Origin of the sequence: Streptosporangium sandarakinum (assembly GCF_013409935.1) — a bacterium.
GTDB lineage: Bacteria > Actinomycetota > Actinomycetes > Streptosporangiales > Streptosporangiaceae > Streptosporangium > Streptosporangium nondiastaticum.
The window spans coordinates 3,120,388-3,136,285 of the sequence record NZ_JACCCO010000001.1 but is presented as its reverse complement, the minus strand read 5'-3'; the positions used below and the strand labels follow the sequence as shown (position 1 = coordinate 3,136,285).

Annotated in this window: 14 protein-coding genes; 8 read left to right on the top strand and 6 right to left on the bottom strand. The window is 73.3% G+C overall.

Features of this window, described 5'->3' with window-relative positions; translation table 11 throughout:
- Positions 1 to 42 precede the first annotated feature (42 nt).
- A complete protein-coding gene (locus HDA43_RS14050; protein ID WP_179820701.1) occupies positions 43 to 585 on the bottom strand; it encodes a HEAT repeat domain-containing protein in 543 nt (180 codons plus the stop codon).
- Positions 586 to 657: 72 nt separating this feature from the next.
- Between HDA43_RS14050 and HDA43_RS14045 the strand changes: the two genes are divergently transcribed.
- Positions 658 to 1,860 carry a MarP family serine protease gene (locus HDA43_RS14045; protein WP_179820698.1) on the top strand — a complete coding sequence of 401 codons (1,203 nt, stop codon included), beginning with the start codon at positions 658 to 660 and terminating at the stop codon, positions 1,858 to 1,860.
- Positions 1,861 to 1,967: 107 nt separating this feature from the next.
- On the opposite strand, the gene HDA43_RS14040 is transcribed toward HDA43_RS14045, so the two are convergent.
- The 5 genes from HDA43_RS14040 to acs all read right to left on the bottom strand — a co-directional run bounded on the left by HDA43_RS14040 (position 1,968) and on the right by acs (position 7,423).
- Entirely contained in the window at positions 1,968 to 2,423 is a 456-nt protein-coding gene (locus HDA43_RS14040) for a DUF309 domain-containing protein (protein WP_179820694.1), read from the bottom strand.
- Positions 2,424 to 2,541: 118 nt separating this feature from the next.
- Positions 2,542 to 3,465, bottom strand: a complete 924-nt coding sequence (locus tag HDA43_RS14035; RefSeq protein WP_179820692.1) for an alpha/beta fold hydrolase — start codon at positions 3,463 to 3,465, stop codon at positions 2,542 to 2,544.
- A complete protein-coding gene (locus HDA43_RS14030) occupies positions 3,462 to 3,935 on the bottom strand; it encodes a phage holin family protein (protein WP_179820689.1) in 474 nt (157 codons plus the stop codon). The genes HDA43_RS14035 and HDA43_RS14030 overlap by 4 nt, the downstream gene beginning before the upstream one ends.
- A 14-nt stretch (positions 3,936 to 3,949) precedes the next feature.
- On the bottom strand, positions 3,950 to 5,200 hold the full coding sequence (nhaA, locus tag HDA43_RS14025; protein ID WP_179820687.1) for a Na+/H+ antiporter NhaA: 1,251 nt from the start codon (positions 5,198 to 5,200) through the stop codon (positions 3,950 to 3,952).
- A gap of 237 nt (positions 5,201 to 5,437) precedes the next feature.
- Positions 5,438 to 7,423 (bottom strand): acetate--CoA ligase, encoded by a 1,986-nt coding sequence (gene acs, locus HDA43_RS14020; protein WP_179820685.1) that lies wholly within the window; start codon positions 7,421 to 7,423, stop codon positions 5,438 to 5,440.
- Between the two features lie 699 nt (positions 7,424 to 8,122).
- Between acs and HDA43_RS14015 the strand changes: the two genes are divergently transcribed.
- From HDA43_RS14015 to HDA43_RS13985, 7 genes are all read left to right on the top strand, one after another.
- Positions 8,123 to 8,893: a Fic family protein gene (locus HDA43_RS14015; RefSeq protein ID WP_179820682.1), complete on the top strand. Its 771-nt coding sequence runs from the start codon at positions 8,123 to 8,125 to the stop codon at positions 8,891 to 8,893.
- Positions 8,894 to 9,979: 1,086 nt separating this feature from the next.
- Entirely contained in the window at positions 9,980 to 11,038 is a 1,059-nt protein-coding gene (gene ssd, locus HDA43_RS14010; RefSeq protein WP_179820680.1) for a septum site-determining protein Ssd, read from the top strand.
- Positions 11,035 to 12,294, top strand: a complete 1,260-nt coding sequence (locus HDA43_RS14005; protein ID WP_179820677.1) for a TadA family conjugal transfer-associated ATPase — start codon at positions 11,035 to 11,037, stop codon at positions 12,292 to 12,294. The genes ssd and HDA43_RS14005 overlap by 4 nt, the downstream gene beginning before the upstream one ends.
- Positions 12,291 to 12,992, top strand: a complete 702-nt coding sequence (locus tag HDA43_RS14000; protein WP_179820675.1) for a type II secretion system F family protein — start codon at positions 12,291 to 12,293, stop codon at positions 12,990 to 12,992. The genes HDA43_RS14005 and HDA43_RS14000 overlap by 4 nt, the downstream gene beginning before the upstream one ends.
- 518 nt (positions 12,993 to 13,510) lie before the next feature.
- Positions 13,511 to 14,092: a type II secretion system F family protein gene (locus HDA43_RS13995; RefSeq protein WP_179820672.1), complete on the top strand. Its 582-nt coding sequence runs from the start codon at positions 13,511 to 13,513 to the stop codon at positions 14,090 to 14,092.
- A 653-nt stretch (positions 14,093 to 14,745) separates the two neighbouring features.
- A complete protein-coding gene (locus tag HDA43_RS36390; RefSeq protein WP_179820669.1) occupies positions 14,746 to 15,084 on the top strand; it encodes a DUF4244 domain-containing protein in 339 nt (112 codons plus the stop codon).
- A gap of 206 nt (positions 15,085 to 15,290) precedes the next feature.
- The gene (locus tag HDA43_RS13985; RefSeq protein WP_179820667.1) at positions 15,291 to 15,713 is read left to right on the top strand and encodes a TadE family type IV pilus minor pilin; all 423 of its coding nucleotides are present in this window, start codon (positions 15,291 to 15,293) and stop codon (positions 15,711 to 15,713) included.
- Positions 15,714 to 15,898: the final 185 nt, after the last annotated feature.

Genomic DNA, 15,898 nt, shown 5'->3' with positions numbered 1-15,898 from the left:
CCGTCCGCCCGCCACCCTCGTCGCCGGCCGCCCGTTCCCGGTTCAGCCGGCCGGCGGCCGGACGTCGTCGACCGCGCCGCCCGTCGACAGCGCCAGGCCCAGGCAGGCCCACTCGGCCACGTCGTCGTCGGGGTCGGCGGCCAGCCGCCGCAGGGCCGTCAGACCCGTGGGGTCCGGCGGCCTGCCCACGATGTTCGGCAGCGCGTAGGCCGCGCCGTACCGCACCCTGGAATCGGGGTGCTCGCTCAGGCGGATCACCGACGGCAGCGCGCGGCGGTCGTGGAGATGGCCGAAGGCGATCAGCACCGAGTACAGGACCGTCCGGTCCTCCTCGCGGGCGGCCAGCGCGCGCAGGATGGGCAGGCTGCGGTCGGTGAGGCCCAGGCGGCCGAGGATGTCGGCTCCGAGCGTCCGCTCGGCCACCGTCCCGCCGTCGCACAGCCGCCGCGCCGCGGCGAGGGTCTCCAGGTCGTGCCGCTCGCCCAGCAGCCCGATCACGTGCCAGCGGACCTCGCCGTCGTCCTGGTCCCGCAGCGCGGTCTCTATCAGTGCCGCCACGGGCGCCGACCCCCCGATCGTTGCCATACGGCCACGATAACGGGCCGCACGTCACCGAAGGAGTGCACGCGCGGGCCGGTCGGTGGATACCGTAAAGGGGTGAGTGGTGATCTCCTCGACCTTATCCTGATCGCACTGATGGTGGCCTTCGCGGTGTCGGGATACCGGCAGGGGTTCATCATCGGGGCGCTGAGCTTCGTCGGATTCGTCGGCGGAGGGCTGCTGGGCATGTTCATCGCCCCGCCGATCGCGGCCGCCGTGGTCGACGGGGACACCGAGCGGGCGCTGCTCGCCATCGTCATCGTGTTCCTCAGCGCGACCATCGGGCAGTTCGCCTCCTCGACGATCGGCGCGGTGGTCCGCAGCCACGTCACCTGGGAGCCGGCGAAGGTCGTCGACGCGGTGGGCGGCACCTTCGCCAGCGCGTTCTCGGTGCTGGTCACCGCCTGGCTGATCGGGTCACTGCTGACCTCCTCGCAGTTCACGCTGCTCAGCGAGCAGGTCAACAAGTCGCTGCTGATCAGCACCGTCGACCAGGCGCTGCCGACCGCGGCGAAGGACCTCCAGAAGCCGTTCAAGAACTTCATCGACACCTCCGGCTTCCCCAAGGTCTTCGACGCCATAGGGGCGGGTCAGTTCGTCGAGGTGCCGCCGCCCGACCAGGGTGTGCTGAAGGGCTCGCAGCTCTCGCGGGCCCGCCGGGGCATCGTCAAGGTCCAGGGCATCGCCACGAGCTGCCGCAGGCACATCGAGGGCACCGGCTTCGTCTACTCCCAGAACCGGATCATGACCAACGCCCACGTGGTCGCGGGCGTCGACCAGGGCCTGCAGGTCACCGACTACCTCAACAACGTCCACGACGCCAGGGTCGTGCTCTACAACCCCGACCGGGACATCGCGATCCTCTACGTCCCCGGCCTGAACCTGCCGGTCCTGCGCTTCGACGGCACCGCCGAGAAGGGCGACGACGCCATCGTCGCGGGCTTCCCGCACGGCCACGGCTTCACGCCCAACGTCGCCCGCATCCGGGGCCAGCAGAAGGCCAAGGGCCCCGACATCTACGACCGCAAGACCGTCTTCCGCGACGTCTACGCGATCCGCGGCCTGGTACGGCAGGGCAACTCCGGCGGTCCGCTGCTCTCCCCCGAGGGCAAGGTCTACGGCGTCGTCTTCGCCGCGGCCCTCGACCAGCGCGAGACCGGATACGTCCTCACCGCCGCCGAGGTCACGCCGGACGCCCAGGACGGCTCGCGGCTGGTCAACCGGGTCAGCACCCAGGAGTGCGACCAGAGCGGCGGCTGATCCCGGAACCCGGCTCCCGGCGGCCACCCGAAGGCGGGCCGCCCGGCCGGGTCGCCGTCTTCCGCGGAGGGTCCCTGGACCACCGGGCCTCGGAGGTCCCCGGCCTCTCAGCGCCCGGGTGCTTCGAGGAGGTCCCGGACCGCGGCGACGGCCGCCCCGGCGTCCGCGTCCCCCAGGGTCCGGGCGGTCCGGGCGATCTCCCCGTACGGCGCGCCGTACCCCTCGATCCGGTCGGCCCCCCGGGCGAGCAGCGCCGCGGCCCCGCGCCGGTTGCCGCGCTGGAGGTGGGTGAGACCGACGCAGATCTGCGCCAGTCCCTGCCACAGCTCCCGCTCCCCGGCCGGGGAGTTCTTCCACCGGCCCTCGAACACCTCGTGGGCGTGGAACGGCCGGCCCTCGCCGAGCAGCCGCCGCGCCTCGGACAGGGCTTCGGCGGCGCTCGGCGCGTAGTCGTCGGGGATCCGCTCGACGCCCTCGGCGCCGTGCGGCAGCGGCCTGCCGAAGGCGTCCCGGGGCCGCCGGTTGCGCGGCCGTCCCTCCGGGTCGCGGTCTCTGGGGATCACCGGCGCGGCCCCTTCGCCGGAGCGGGCCGGGCCGGAGACGCCCCCGGTGCACGGCGGGCCGGGGACGCCTTCGCCGTACGGCGGGCCGGGGACGCCCCGGGGGCGCGGTCGCGCCGGGTCACCGGCCGGGCTCCGGGTCGGCCAGCCACGGGATGACCTCGGCGTCGAACTCCTCCGGGCGCTCCTCGTGCGGGAAGTGCCCGGCGCCGTCGATCATCCGCCACCGGTACGGCCCGGTCACGTAGCGGCCGGAGCCGTGGGCGGTGCGCGGCAGGGCGTGGGGGTCCAGCGCGCCGTGCAACTGCAGCGTGGGCGCGTCGATCCTCTTCCGCATCATCCTGGCGTACCGCAGCCCGTCGGGGCGGAGCTGGGAGCGGGCGAACCAGCGGTGGTACTCCACCGCGCAGTGGGAGACCGTGGGGATGCGGAACACCTCGCGGTAGGTCCTCGCCACGTCCTCCTCCGGCCAGCCCGGCCCCGACCACTCGTCGAGCATCCGGCCCACCTTCGCCCCGCCCCTGGCCACCAGGCGGCGCTCGGGCAGGAACGGAAGCTGGAAGCCCAGCGCGTAGGAGGCCGCCCGCAGCTGGCCGAACGGCTCGCCGAACAGGGCCGCGCGGAGCCTGCGCGGGTGCGGGGCCGACACCGTGACCAGCCGCAGGACCGCCTTGGGGTCGCACACCGCCATCGTCCAGGCCAGCAGGCCGCCCCAGTCGTGGCCGACCACGACGGCGCCGCTCTCGCCCAGCGCCCGGATCAGCCCGGCCGCGTCACCGGCCAGGGTGGGCAGGTCGTAGCCGCGCGGCGGTTTGTCGCTGCCGCCGTAACCGCGCAGGTCGACGGCGACGGCGCGGTATCCCGCCGCGGGCAGCGAGACGAGCTGGTTGCGCCAGGTCCACCAGAACTGCGGGAATCCGTGCAGCAGCAGCACGAGCGGCCCCTCGCCGGCCTCCACCACGTGGAAGCGGGTCCCGCCGGCGTGCACCGACCGGTGGGTCCAGGGGCCTTCGACCTGTACGAGGGACTCGTCGGGGGCGCTCACAGGTCCCGGCTCACCGGCTCACGGTGCGATCCGACCTGGCCCGCGGTCGGAGGGGCGGGCGCGGCGGCGACCGGGAGGTCGCTCTCGCCGCCCTTGAGCGTCTTCAGCGAGTGCAGTGTCCGTTTCATCCCGGTCAGGCCCTTGAGCCGGCGGATGCCGAGGTAGACGAACAGGGCCGCCACCAGCAGGTAGAACACCGTGACGATCGCGAACGCCAGCCACGTCCAGACGCCGAGGGCGACCAGGCCGTAGGCGATGGCGAACGAGGCCAGGATCAGGCACAGGTGGGCCATGAACGCGGCGGCGCCGAACAGGCCGCCCGCCACGCCGGCCCGCTTGGCGTCGAACTTGAGCTCGGACTTGGCCAGCTCGATCTCGGCGCGGACCAGGGTGGAGATCTGGTCGGTGGCCGCGGCGACCAACGAGCCCAGCGACTCCTCCTGTGGTTCCGCGGGTGGGATCTGTGTCATCTAGGGGTCTCCAATCAAGCGCCGGTGTCGACCATCATCCTGCGTGCGGAGTGTTCGCGCACGCGCACCCTGAGCAGGATCGCCGCCAGGACCGAGGCGGCGAGGCTCGCCGTCAGCACGCCGACGGTCACGGCGTTCGCCCGCCCCGGGTCGTCACCGTAGGCCAGGTCACCGATGAGCAGGGAGACGGTGAACCCGATTCCCGCCAGGGTGGACACGGCCGCCATGTCCCGCCAGCTCAGCTCCTCCGCGAGCCTCGCCAGGCCGAGCCGTACGGCCAGCCAGGCGCCCCCGAAGACACCGAGGAACTTGCCGACGACCAGGCCCGCGACCACACCGAGCACCACCCGGTCACCGGCCGCGTCGCCCAGCCCGGCCGGGTCGAGCGGGACCCCGGCGGACAGCAGCGCGAACACGGGCACCGCGAGACCCGCCGAGAGCGGGCGGATCCGGTGGTCGGCCCGTTCGGCGGGGGAGCCCGTCTCGCCCGGCGCGGCGTGCACTCGCGTCATCAGTCCCAGCGCTACCCCGGCGACGGTCGGGTGAACACCGCTGATCTCCACGGCGTACCAGGCGGCCAGGGCGAGCGGGAGGTAGATCCACAGGCTGCGGACCCGGCGGGCCTGGAGCAGGCCGTACAGGGCGATGATCAACGCCCCGGCCAGCAGGGCGAGGAGGTTCAGGTTGTGGCTGAAGAAGACGGCGATGACGGCGATCGCGCCGAGGTCGTCCACGACGGCGCAGGTCAGAAGGAACGCCCGGAGCGCGGCGGGCATCGCGCTCGCCGTCACGGCGAGCACGGCGAGGGCGAAGGCGATGTCGGTGGCGGTGGGGATGGCCCAGCCGCGGCCCGCGTCCGGTGCGCCCCGGCTCACCACGAGGTACACCAGGGCCGGCACGATCATCCCGGCGATCGCCGCGATGACGGGCAGCGCGGCCTTGCGGAGGTTGGCGAGCTCGCCGTGGACGAACTCCTCCTTGACCTCGACGCCGGCGACGAAGAAGAAGATCGCGAGCAGGCCGTGCTGGGCCCACCGGTACAGCTCCAGGTCCAGGTGCAGGGCCCCCGGGCCGAAGGAGGCGGCGCGCAGCGCCTCGTAGGAGTCGTGGGAGACGTTGGCCCAGACCAGCGCGGCGACGGCGGCCAGCAGCATGACGACGCCGCCGACGGTCTCGGTGCGCAGCGCCTCGGCGACCTGGCGGCCGTACCGGATGGTGGGCCCGAAGGGCCAGATCTCGGCGGGACGGCGCGTGGAACGGCGCATGGGACCTCCTGGCAACGCGGCGGAGGTCGTTCCCCCGCCGGCCGACCAGACTTCCCGGCACACCTGCCTGTCAGCCTACAGGGGCCGGAAAAATCCCTGTTTGCCGGGATTAATGGACGGATGGCGGGATTTGAGGAGACATGGCCGTGGACATGGGCCCGCGAAAGAAGCGCGGCCCCGGCCGGTCCTTCGGTGAGGACCGGCCGGGGCCGCGCTTCCTTCAGCCGTGCGCGCCGGTCAGTCGTCGCTCTTGGCGCTGGGGAGCTTCTCGGAGATGAGGTTCATCACCGTGCTGTCGGCGAGCGTGGTGACGTCGCCGATGCTGCGGTTCTCGGCCACGTCACGCAGGAGACGCCGCATGATCTTGCCGGAGCGGGTCTTCGGCAGCTCGGGGACCACCATGATCTGCCGCGGCTTGGCGATCGGGCCCAGCGTCTTCGCCACGTGGCTCCGCAGCTCGGCGGCGATGTCGTCGCTCTCCTCGGCGCTGCCGCGCAGGATCACGAACGCCACGATGGCCTGGCCGGTGAGCGGGTCGGTGGCGCCGACCACCGCGGCCTCGGCGACCTTCGGGTGGGAGACCAGGGCCGACTCCACCTCGGTGGTGGAGATGTTGTGACCGGAGACGAGCATGACGTCGTCGACCCGGCCCAGCAGCCAGATGTCGCCGTCCTCGTCCTTCTTGGCGCCGTCGCCCGCGAAGTACATGCCCTCGAAGCGCGACCAGTAGGTGTCGATGTAGCGCTGGTCGTCACCCCAGATCGTGCGGAGCATGGACGGCCATGGGTCGCGGATCGCGAGGTAGCCGCCACCGCCGTTGGGCACCGAGTTGCCCTGGTCGTCGACCACGTCGGCGCTGATGCCGGGCAGCGGGCGCATGGCCGCGCCGGGCTTGGCCGCGGTGACGCCCGGCAGCGGGCTGATCATGACGCCGCCGGTCTCGGTCTGCCACCAGGTGTCCACCACCGGGCAGCGCTCGCCGCCGATGTGCTCGCGGTACCAGACGTACGCCTCGGGGTTGATCGGCTCGCCGACGCTGCCCAGGATGCGCAGGGACGACATGTCGTACTTGGCGGGGATGTCGTCGCCCCACTTCATGAAGGTGCGGATCGCCGTGGGAGCGGTGTAGAGGATCGTGACCCCGTACTTCTGCACGATCTCCCAGAACCGGCCGCGGTGCGGGGTGTCCGGGGTGCCCTCGTAGATGACGCTGGTCGCGCCGTTGGCCAGCGGGCCGTACACGATGTAGGAGTGGCCGGTCACCCAGCCGATGTCGGCGGTGCACCAGTAGACGTCGGTGTCGGGCTTGAGGTCGAACACCGCGTCATGGGTGTAGGCGATCTGGGTGAGGTAGCCGCCGGTGGTGTGCAGGATGCCCTTGGGCCTGCCGGTCGTCCCGCTGGTGTAGAGGATGAACAGCGGGTCCTCGGCACCGTTGGCCTGGACCTCGTGGGTCTCGGGCTGCCGGTCCACCAGGTCGTGCCACCAGATGTCCTTCTCGGTCCAGGCCACCTCCTGGCCGGTCCGCCGCACGACCAGGACGTGCTCGATGTCCGGGCACTCCTTGACCGCCTCGTCCACGGTCGGCTTGAGGGCGCTGGGGGCGCCCCTGCGGTAGCCGCCGTCGGCGGTCACCACGAGCTTGGCGTCGGCGTCCTTGATCCGGCCGCTGAGCGCGCTCGCGGAGAAGCCGCCGAACACCACCGAGTGGATCGCGCCGATACGGGCGCAGGCCAGCATCGTGATCGGCAGCTCGGGGATCATGGGCATGTAGACGGCGACCCGGTCGCCCTTGCCCACGCCCAGCTCCTGCAGCGCGTTGGCCGTCTTTGCGACCTCGCGCTGCAGGTCGGCGTAGGTGAGGGTACGGCTGTCGCCCTCGGGCTCGCCCTCCCAGTGGTAGGCGACCTTGTCGCCGCGGCCCGCCTCGACGTGGCGGTCGACGCAGTTGTAGGCGACGTTGAGCTCTCCGCCGACGAACCACTTGGCGAAGGGCGGGTTCCACTCCAGCGTGGTGTCCCAGCGCCTGGACCAGGCGAGCCGGTCGGCCTGCTTCTCCCAGAACGCCAGGCGGTCCGCCTCGGCCTCCGTGTAGGCGTCGGCCGTCACGTTGGCGGCCGCGGCGAGGTCGGCGGGAGGCGCGAACCGCCGGGTCTCCTGCAGCAGGTTCGACAAGGTCTCCTGGGTCTCACGCGACTCGGAACCAGGGGTCTCCGGGGTCACTGCGCACTCCTTACGTACGGGCCGGTCGGACTGGTCGTGTCCCACTTCACCAGGCCAGCGGTGCCCGCCACAAGAGGTCTAGACAGGTCTGTACCAACCGGTGATAGGGGTTCAGCGCGGTTCACAACGGTCTTGACGCTCGGTGACGGACGTCGGGAAAACGTTGTGCTTTCGACACCATAAGAATGGATGAAGCGTTATTCCCATGGTTTTATAGGGGCTTGCGGTGGGCGGTGGTATGCGTTCGCCGAACGGCGCGCCGCGCGTTTCCCGCCGCACGTACCGAACGTTTCGGCGACGGGCCCAAATCGCCACGGTGGCCGGTCCGGACCCGGCCGGAAGCAGGCGGCGCCGTACCGGGGGCGGAGGCGAGAGCCGCGGGGAGGCCGGTTCGATGCCGTCCGGAGTACGGATCGGGCGTTTTGCCGGCCGCTTTGCCGGGCGAGGGCCGGGTTTTGCCGCCCGGATGCGCGGCCGGATGCGCGGCCGGAGGCTCGGCGGGCGGAGACGCGCGGCCCCGGGTCCGCCACGCCGGACCCGGGGCCGCGCCCCGCGAGGACGTGCGTCTGCGAGGCCGTCATGCCTCGGGTCCCAGGTCGGACCGGTCCGGCGGGTGTCCGGTGAGTGTTCGGCGGGCGTCCGGCCAGCCTTCGGCGGGCGGGGGCGGCCCTTTGTTGACCGGCCGGTAGGGTCGGGGGCGTGAACGACCCATTGGCTGCCATCGCCGAGCTCCCCGGGGTGCCCGAGGCCGTCGCCGAGGCGCGCGGGGCCGTGGACCGGCTCTACCGCCATCGCGTGCTGCGGCGCAAGAGCCCGCAGGTGTCGGCCATGTCGGCGCTGCACGGGGCGCGCGCGTCCGCCGCGCTGGACGGCGTGGACATCCCGCTCGAAGCCATCCCCGAGGTCACCGACCCGGTCGTCCAGGGCGCGCTGCGCGTCTCGGCGGAGCTCGGCCGGCTCAGCCCCACGTGGCGTACGGCGCCGCGCCAGGTGCTGGCCAGGCTGCACACTCTCGCCGCGGCGGGCCTGACCGAGGACCTCGGACGGCCCCGGACCACCGCGGAGGCGCCCGATCCCCTGGGGTCGGGCCCCGCGCCCGGCCCGGAGGAGACCGTGGCCCGGGTGGACGGGCTGGTTGACCTCCTCACGGGGACGTCCACGGCGCCCGCCCTGGTCCTCGCCGCCATCGTGCACGCGGAACTGGCGGTGCTGCGGCCGTTCGGGTCGGCGGACGGCGTGGTCGCCCGGGCCGCGGAACGGCTGACCCTGGTGGAGTTCGGTCTCGACCCCAAGTCACTGGTGGCCGTCGAGGTGGGCCACGCCGAACTCGGTTCCGGCTATCCGGAGGCCCTGCGCTCCTACCTGCTCGGCACCCCGGAAGGGGTGGCGGCCTGGGTGCGGCACTGCGCCTCGGCGGTGACCCTCGGGGTACGGGAGGCCACGGCGATCTGCGAGTCCATGCAGCGCTGACCGGGTCCCGGACGCGGTGGGGTCTCCCGCGTCCGGAGCGGGCGGCGTGCGGGTGCGGCGCCCTGATGCGCCGGTGGGAAGCCCGTCATGCCGGTGCGGGCCGGTGCGGCGGTGGCTGCTCGTCATGCCGGTGTCCGGTGTTCCGGTGTGGCGCCCGTCATGCCGGTGGAGTGCCCGGGGCGCCGGTGGGTGTCCGCCCTGTCCGTGGGCCCGTGGGCCCCGTGGGCACGGCTTGGCCGTACCCGCGGACATAGCAGACGGCGCTCCTGGTGTGGAGCGCCGTCGCTGGCACGTCCAGCCGGGTTACCAGGCGTGCACCCTGATGTCACTGAGCGGGTTGGAGCCCGCTCCGACATGCCTCCCGCGGCTCGGCGGCACGTGGGTGCCCGATGGCCATGCCCCGGACAAGTGGTCCGTTGAACCCTTTCTATGCCGGATCGAGGCCGATGGGAACCCCTGAGACCAAGACCTTTACAGACCGAGGGACATTCATGGACTAGTCCCGCTTGCGGGACATAGGGGACGTGTACTGCCAAAAGCGGCATTGTGGTCGACTGGTCACCCTTCGTGTCCGCGAAGTCCCGGCGAGGGGGCGGTGAATGAGAAGTTCCTCGCGACTGAATCGTTACCTTAGAAAAACCATAAGAAATCACCGTTTACTCCTCGACGAAACTCAAGTTGATCGGGCAGCATTGGGGCGTATCCCCGTACCGGGGTGGCCGTGGACGAGTTCGTTCGACAGCGTTCCTGTCCTGCCTCCGATACCGGTGAAGGCTTTCTTCTGAAACGGGACCGGCTCTACCCCCCCAGAGCCGGACCGGTCGGCGACCCCCGCTCTCCCCCCTGCGGGGGTCGCCACTTTTTCCGGGGTCCCACCTCGCGCCCGGCGCGCTCCCGTCCGCCTCTCCGGCCCGACCTCGACCCCGATCCCGGCCTCGGCTCCGTCCACACGGCGCGCCGGTGCGACGGCTCGGCCGTCCACAGGGGGCGGCCACGGCGGCGAGGTTTTCCACAGAGCGGTGTTCGGTGCCTCGGGGACGGGGGCCTTCCCCGGAAAGTGGCCTTCCGTATTTCAGGGAGGCACCCATGGACCGCCCGCTGGTCATCACCGAAGACCCCGACCTGCTCGACGACCTGCTCCGCGTCGCGGCCGCCGCCGGGGCCGAGCTCGACGTCGCGCACGCCCCGGCACACGCCCGGCCCTACTGGAACCGCGCCCCGCTGGTCGTGGTCGGCAGCGACCTGGCCGATGCCCTGGCCGCCACCGGGCCGCCGCCCAGGCCCCGCGTCCTGCTGGTCACGCGCGCTCCGGACGAGCCCGACACCTGGCGCAGGTGCGTCGCGGTCGGCGCCCAGTCCGTCCTCGAACTGCCGTCGGCCGAGCGGCGGCTGGTCGACGAGTTCGCCGACGTCGTGGAGCCGGCCGAGCGGGCGGGGCACGTGGTCTGCGTCGTGGGCGGGAGCGGCGGGGCGGGGGCCAGCGTCCTGGCCGCGTCGCTGGCGCTGAGCGCCTCCCGCCGCCGCCTCCGCACCCTTCTCGTGGACGCCGACCCGCTCGGTGGGGGCCTCGACCTGCTGCTCGGTCAGGAGGAGGCCGAAGGGGCCCGCTGGCCCGACCTGGTCGCCCGTGAGGGAAGGATCAGCTTCACCGCCCTCCAGGCCGCCCTGCCCTCCTTCGCCGAGCTGACCCTGCTCTCCTTCCACCGCGGGGAGGTCCAGGCCATCCCCGCCGAGGCGATGCGCTCGGTCCTCGAATCGGGCACGCGCGGCTTCGACCTGGTGATCGCCGATCTTCCCCGCCGCCTCGACCCGGCCGCGGCGGAGGCACTCGGCCGGTCCGCCGTCACCCTGCTCGTGGTCGCGGCCGACGTGCGCGGCGTGCTGGCCGCCGCCCAGGTCCTGACCGGGCTGCGCGAGCACACGGGCGAGGTGCGCGCCGTCGTGCGCGGCGGGGTCCTCGAAGAGAGCGTGGTCACCGCCTCACTGGACGTCCCCTCCGCGGGCGCCCTGCCCGACCAGCCCCGGCTCGCCGCCGCGCTCAACCGCGGCGACGCCCCGCCGGTCGGCCGCCGCACCTCCCTCGGCCGTTTCTGCTCCTCGTTCCTGGTCTCGCTGTACGGAGCCGAGAACGGAGCCAGGGCATGAACCGGGAGCCGGCCGCGGGCCGTGCCGGCGACCGCCCCACCGGCACGGCCGCCGCCGTCTCACCCGACCTGGTGGAGGCGGTCCGCGTACGGCTGGCCAGGGCCGGCGTCGAGCCCAGCGCCGCGCACGTCGCCGCCGCGCTCAGAGCCGAGCGCGCGGTGCTCGGCGACGCCGAGATCCTGGCGGTCGCCCGCGCCCTGTGCGCGGACCTGATCGGAGCGGGCCCGCTGGAGCCCCTCCTCGCCGAGGCCGAGGTCACCGACGTGCTGGTGAACGGCCCGCGCGAGGTGTGGGTCGACGACGGATGCGGTCTACGCCGGACACCGGTCGTCTTCCCCGGCGAGGACGCGGTCCGGCGGCTCGCCCAGCGCCTCGCCGCGGCGGCGGGGCGGCGCCTCGACGACGCCTGTCCCTATGTCGACGCCAGGCTTCCCGGGGGCGTCCGGCTCCACGCCGTCCTGCCGCCGGTGGCGCCCGGAGGGACCTGCCTGTCCCTGCGGCTCCCGCCCCGGCGTGCCTTCACCCTCACCGACCTCGTCGAGGCGGGCATGATCGGAGCCGGCACCGTCCCGGTGCTCACCGCGGTGGTCGAGTCCAGGCTCGCCTTCCTCGTCACCGGCGGCACAGGCACGGGCAAGACCACACTGCTGTCGAGCCTGCTGTCCCTCGCCGACCCCGGTGACCGGCTGCTCCTGGTGGAGGACTCCGCGGAGTTGAGGCCGGAGCACCCGCACGTGGTGCGCCTGGAGTCCCGTCCGGCCAACCTGGAGGGAGTGGGCGGCGTCCGCCTGCGCGACCTCGTCCGCCAGGCCCTCCGGATGCGTCCGGACCGCCTTGTCGTCGGCGAGGTGCGGGGCGCCGAGGTCGTCGACCTCCTCGCCGCGCTGAACACCGGGCACGAGGGCGGCTGCGGCACCCTCCACGCCAACACCGCGACCGACGTGCCGCCCCGGCTGGAGGCTCTGGCGTGCGCCGCGGGTCTCAGCCGTGAGGCCGTCCACAGCCAGATCGCCGCCGCTCTGGACGTGGTCATCCACCTTGTGCGCGGGCACGTCGGCGGCCGCCGCAGGGTGGCCGAGATCTGTATGATGATCCGCCGCTCCTCGGGCCTGGTGGACGCCGAGCCGGCCCTCACCTTCCCGGCCGGAGGTGAGGCGATCCCCGGCCCCGGCTTCGCGGCCCTCAGGGAGCGGATCCCGGGCATCACCGCCGTAGCGGCCCGCCCGGACTCCGGTGCCCCGGAAGCATGGTCATGACGGCGGCCGTGTTCCTCGCGACCCTGGCCGCCTGGCTGTGGACCGGGCCGGATCCGGGGACGGCGCGTCTCCTCCGGATGGGCCGCCGTCCTTTCCGCCGGCTTCCGCCCCTGAAGGAGAGGATCACCCGCCGTTCCAGGCCCGCCAGGCGCGCCGCGGCCTGGCGGGCCGCCTCCCTGGAGCTTTGCCAGGGGCTGGCGGCCGAGCTGGCCGCGGGGCGGGCACCCGGTGAGGCGCTGGCCCGGGCCGCGGCGGTCGTGGAGTTCCCCGACCCGGTGGCGGTCCGGCCGCTGGTGGCGGCGGCGAGAGACGGGGGAGACGTTCCCGCCGCCCTGCTGGCCGCGGCACCGCAGCACGGGGGAGAGGCGTTCCGCGGGCTGGCCGCCTGCTGGCGGGTGAGCGCGACCGCCGGGGCGGGGCTGTCGGTCCTCGTCGATCGGGTGACCGCCTCGCTGCGGGAGACCCAGGCGCATCGCCAGGAGGTCGCCGCCCAGCTCGCCGGTCCGCGTGCCACCGCACGCCTGCTGGCGGTCCTCCCGGCCCTCGGCCTGGTCATGGCCACCGGTCTCGGCATGCGGCCGCTGCACTTCCTGTTCGGCGGCCCGGCGGGGTTCGGCTGTCTGCTCGCCGGGCTGGCGCTCGACGGCTGCGGCCTGTGGTGGACCCACCGCCTGGCGGCCCGTGCGGAACGGTCCTGACCGTGGGGCGGAAGCCGGCGCCGGAAACCCGGAGGAAGGGCGGCCCCGGGCCGGGAGGCGGTGGGTCCAGGTGCCTCCGGGCCCCGGAGGTGGCGCGCTCTAGAACGGTGAGCACGCGAAGGCACGAAAGCCGAAGAGGTGCGAGGCCTGAAGAGGTGCGAGGCCCGGAAAGCGTGGGGCCCGGAAAGCGTGAGGAACGACTCGGGGAGAGACAGATGATCGGACTGCTCACCGTCATGCTCACCGCGCTCGCGGGCTGGTTGTGGATACCACCCGACGACCCGGCCCGGCGCGTCCATCGGATTCACCGGGCCGGGCCGGCTCCGGGCCCACCGGGATTCCCGGGCCCGGCGGCTCCGGCGGGCCCGGGAATCCCGGAGAGGTCGGCGAGGCTGGGGAGGTCGAAGAGACCGGGGAGCCCGGGAACGCCGCAGGCGGGAGCTGAGGCGCTCCCGTTCCGTCCACCCGAGGCGAACGGCGTCCCGGCCGCGAGGCGACGGCTGGGCCGGAAAGAGACGATGCTCTGCGCCGCCGTGGGCGTCACGGTGTTCCTCCTCGTCGAGGACGCTCCGGGGCTCGCCGCGGGAGCGCTCGGCGCCGTTGTCACGTGGGCGATGCTCCGCAGGCGAGAGCCTCCCGGCCCGCGCCGTGAGCACGACCGTGTGGCGGCCGACCTGCCGCTGGCGGCGGACCTCATGGTCGCCTGCCTTCGCGCCGGGCAACCGGTCACCGGGGCCGTCGACATCACGGCCGAGGCGATCGGCGGGCCGATCGCGGACCGGCTGGCCTGGGTGGGCGGGCAGTTGAGGCTGGGCGCGGCACCGGAGAGCGCCTGGCGGGCCCTCGCGGCCGACCGCCCGCTGGCTCCTCTCGCGCGGACGATGAGCAGGACGGCTCTGAGCGGTGCCCCGGTGGCCGATGTCCTCACCCGGTTGGCCGACGACTCCCGGCACGAGGCACGGGCCGCGTCCTCCGCCGCGGCCCGTCGAGTCGGAGTTCAGGCCGTCGCCCCCCTCGGACTCTGTTTCCTGCCCGCCTTCGTCCTCCTCGGGATCGTCCCCGTCGTCGCCGGTCTCGCCGGCGAGGTGCTCCTTCCCTGACGCCCGGTCAGGGCGTGGTGGGAGAAGGGGCTCTGCGGCGTGTCCTGCGCCCCGCCGGCGGAGCTTCGTGCCGGGTTGACTCCGTTTCCATGGCGTTCGGTACGGCGGCGGCTCTCCCACGTGCGGTGAGGGTCGCTTTCTATGCCAGAGCCGTCGTCCGTCCCGAGTTCGCCGCGTTGATCGGGAAACCGGATCGGGAAACCGGATCGGGAGGCCCGCGACGATATCGGCAGGGTCTTCGGCCATGCCGAGTCCGTCGGCGAACCGCGTTCGGGGGCCGACCACGACGCGCTCATCCGGCTCACCTCTCAGATCACCGATGGGCTCATGTGGGCGATCCCATGAGCCCATCCGGAGATCCGGGGGTTCACGAGACGGACCGCGGACGCCGCGGTCCGTCTCGTCACCAAGCCGGTCAGGCGGGTCCCGAAAGGTTCCCGACCTCGTCGATGACGATTTCGGACGCCTCCCACAGATCTCGCCATCGCTCATCCCGCGCTTCGGACCGGGAGCGAGCTTTTCCACAGGGAGCTCTCCTGGTCTCCGGGTTATCCCCAGAACGTCGTTCGCCTCCCTTGGCGCATACCCGCATCGGGGACCCTGGCTTCGCAGGCACCGGGCATGGGGTCCGGTCGCGGCATTCAGGAGGAGACATGGTTCGTTCGCCGAGTTCACCCGCCGCCGGCTCGTTCTCCGGCGGTGTCCGGAGGGGGCCGCTGCGCAGCGTGCCGACGCTCTCGCCGAACGGGTGGCACGTACGGTCGCGGCGCTGGGCGGGGAGGTTGTCCTCGCGGGCGCGCGAGGCTCTGGCGCGCCGGACGGCCGCCCTCACCGGTCCGGACCGTGACCGGGGCATGTCCACCGCCGAGTACGCCGTCGGCACGATCGCCGCCTGCGCGTTCGCCGCACTGCTCTTCAAAGTGGTCACGAGTCCGGAGGTTCAGGAGATGATCTCCAAGCTGATCAAACGAGCTCTGAACGTGGCCGGATGAGCCCGGCGAACGCATTCGCCTCTCCACATTCGAGATCTCGCGTCCGTATCCGTCCGCGGCCGGGTGCCCCAGCTCATCGGTCCGCCAGGCTATGCCGGTTCGCTCGGTCCCGACGGCCTGTCGGGTTCCACCGGCTCGGGAGGCCGGTTGACCGGTTCGGGAGGCAGGTCGGCGCCCTCGCCCGCCCGCGCCGTTCCGAGGGGTCGGTGACCGCCGAGACAGCCGTGGTGCTGCCCGCCGTCGTGGTGGTGCTGGCCGCCGCTCTGTGGGCGGTGGCGGCGGTCGGGGCACAGCTTCAATGCGTCGACGCGGCCCGGGCCGGTGCCCGGGCCGCGGCCCGGGGTGAGCCCGCGGAGCGGGTGCGTGCCGATGTCCTCGCCCTCGCCCCGGCGGGGGCGTCGGTCAGGGTGGACGTGACCGCGGAGGCCGTCCGAGTCGAGGTCGCCGCGCGTGTCCGGCCTCGCTGGGGTTCCACGCTTCCGGCCGTCGAGGTCGGCGCGTCCGCCGTCGCCGCGCCGGAGCCCGGAGTTCCCGGAGTGCCGGAAGCGCCCGGTGCGCCGGAAGCGTCCGGTGCGCCGGAAGCGTCCGGTGCGCCGGAAGCGCCCGGTGGGTCCGAGGGGGAGCCATGAGCCGGAGAGGTGCGAACAACCTGACGGGCCGCTTCAGCACGAGGACGGAGCGGCGAACGGATGAGGCGGAGCGAGGAGCGGCCGACGCCCGGCAACGGGGACAAGAAGCGGTCGGCACCGGGAGGGCGCAGACGAGGAGCGGCCGATGCCGGAAGCGCAGACGAGGGGCGGTCGGCGCCCGGGGG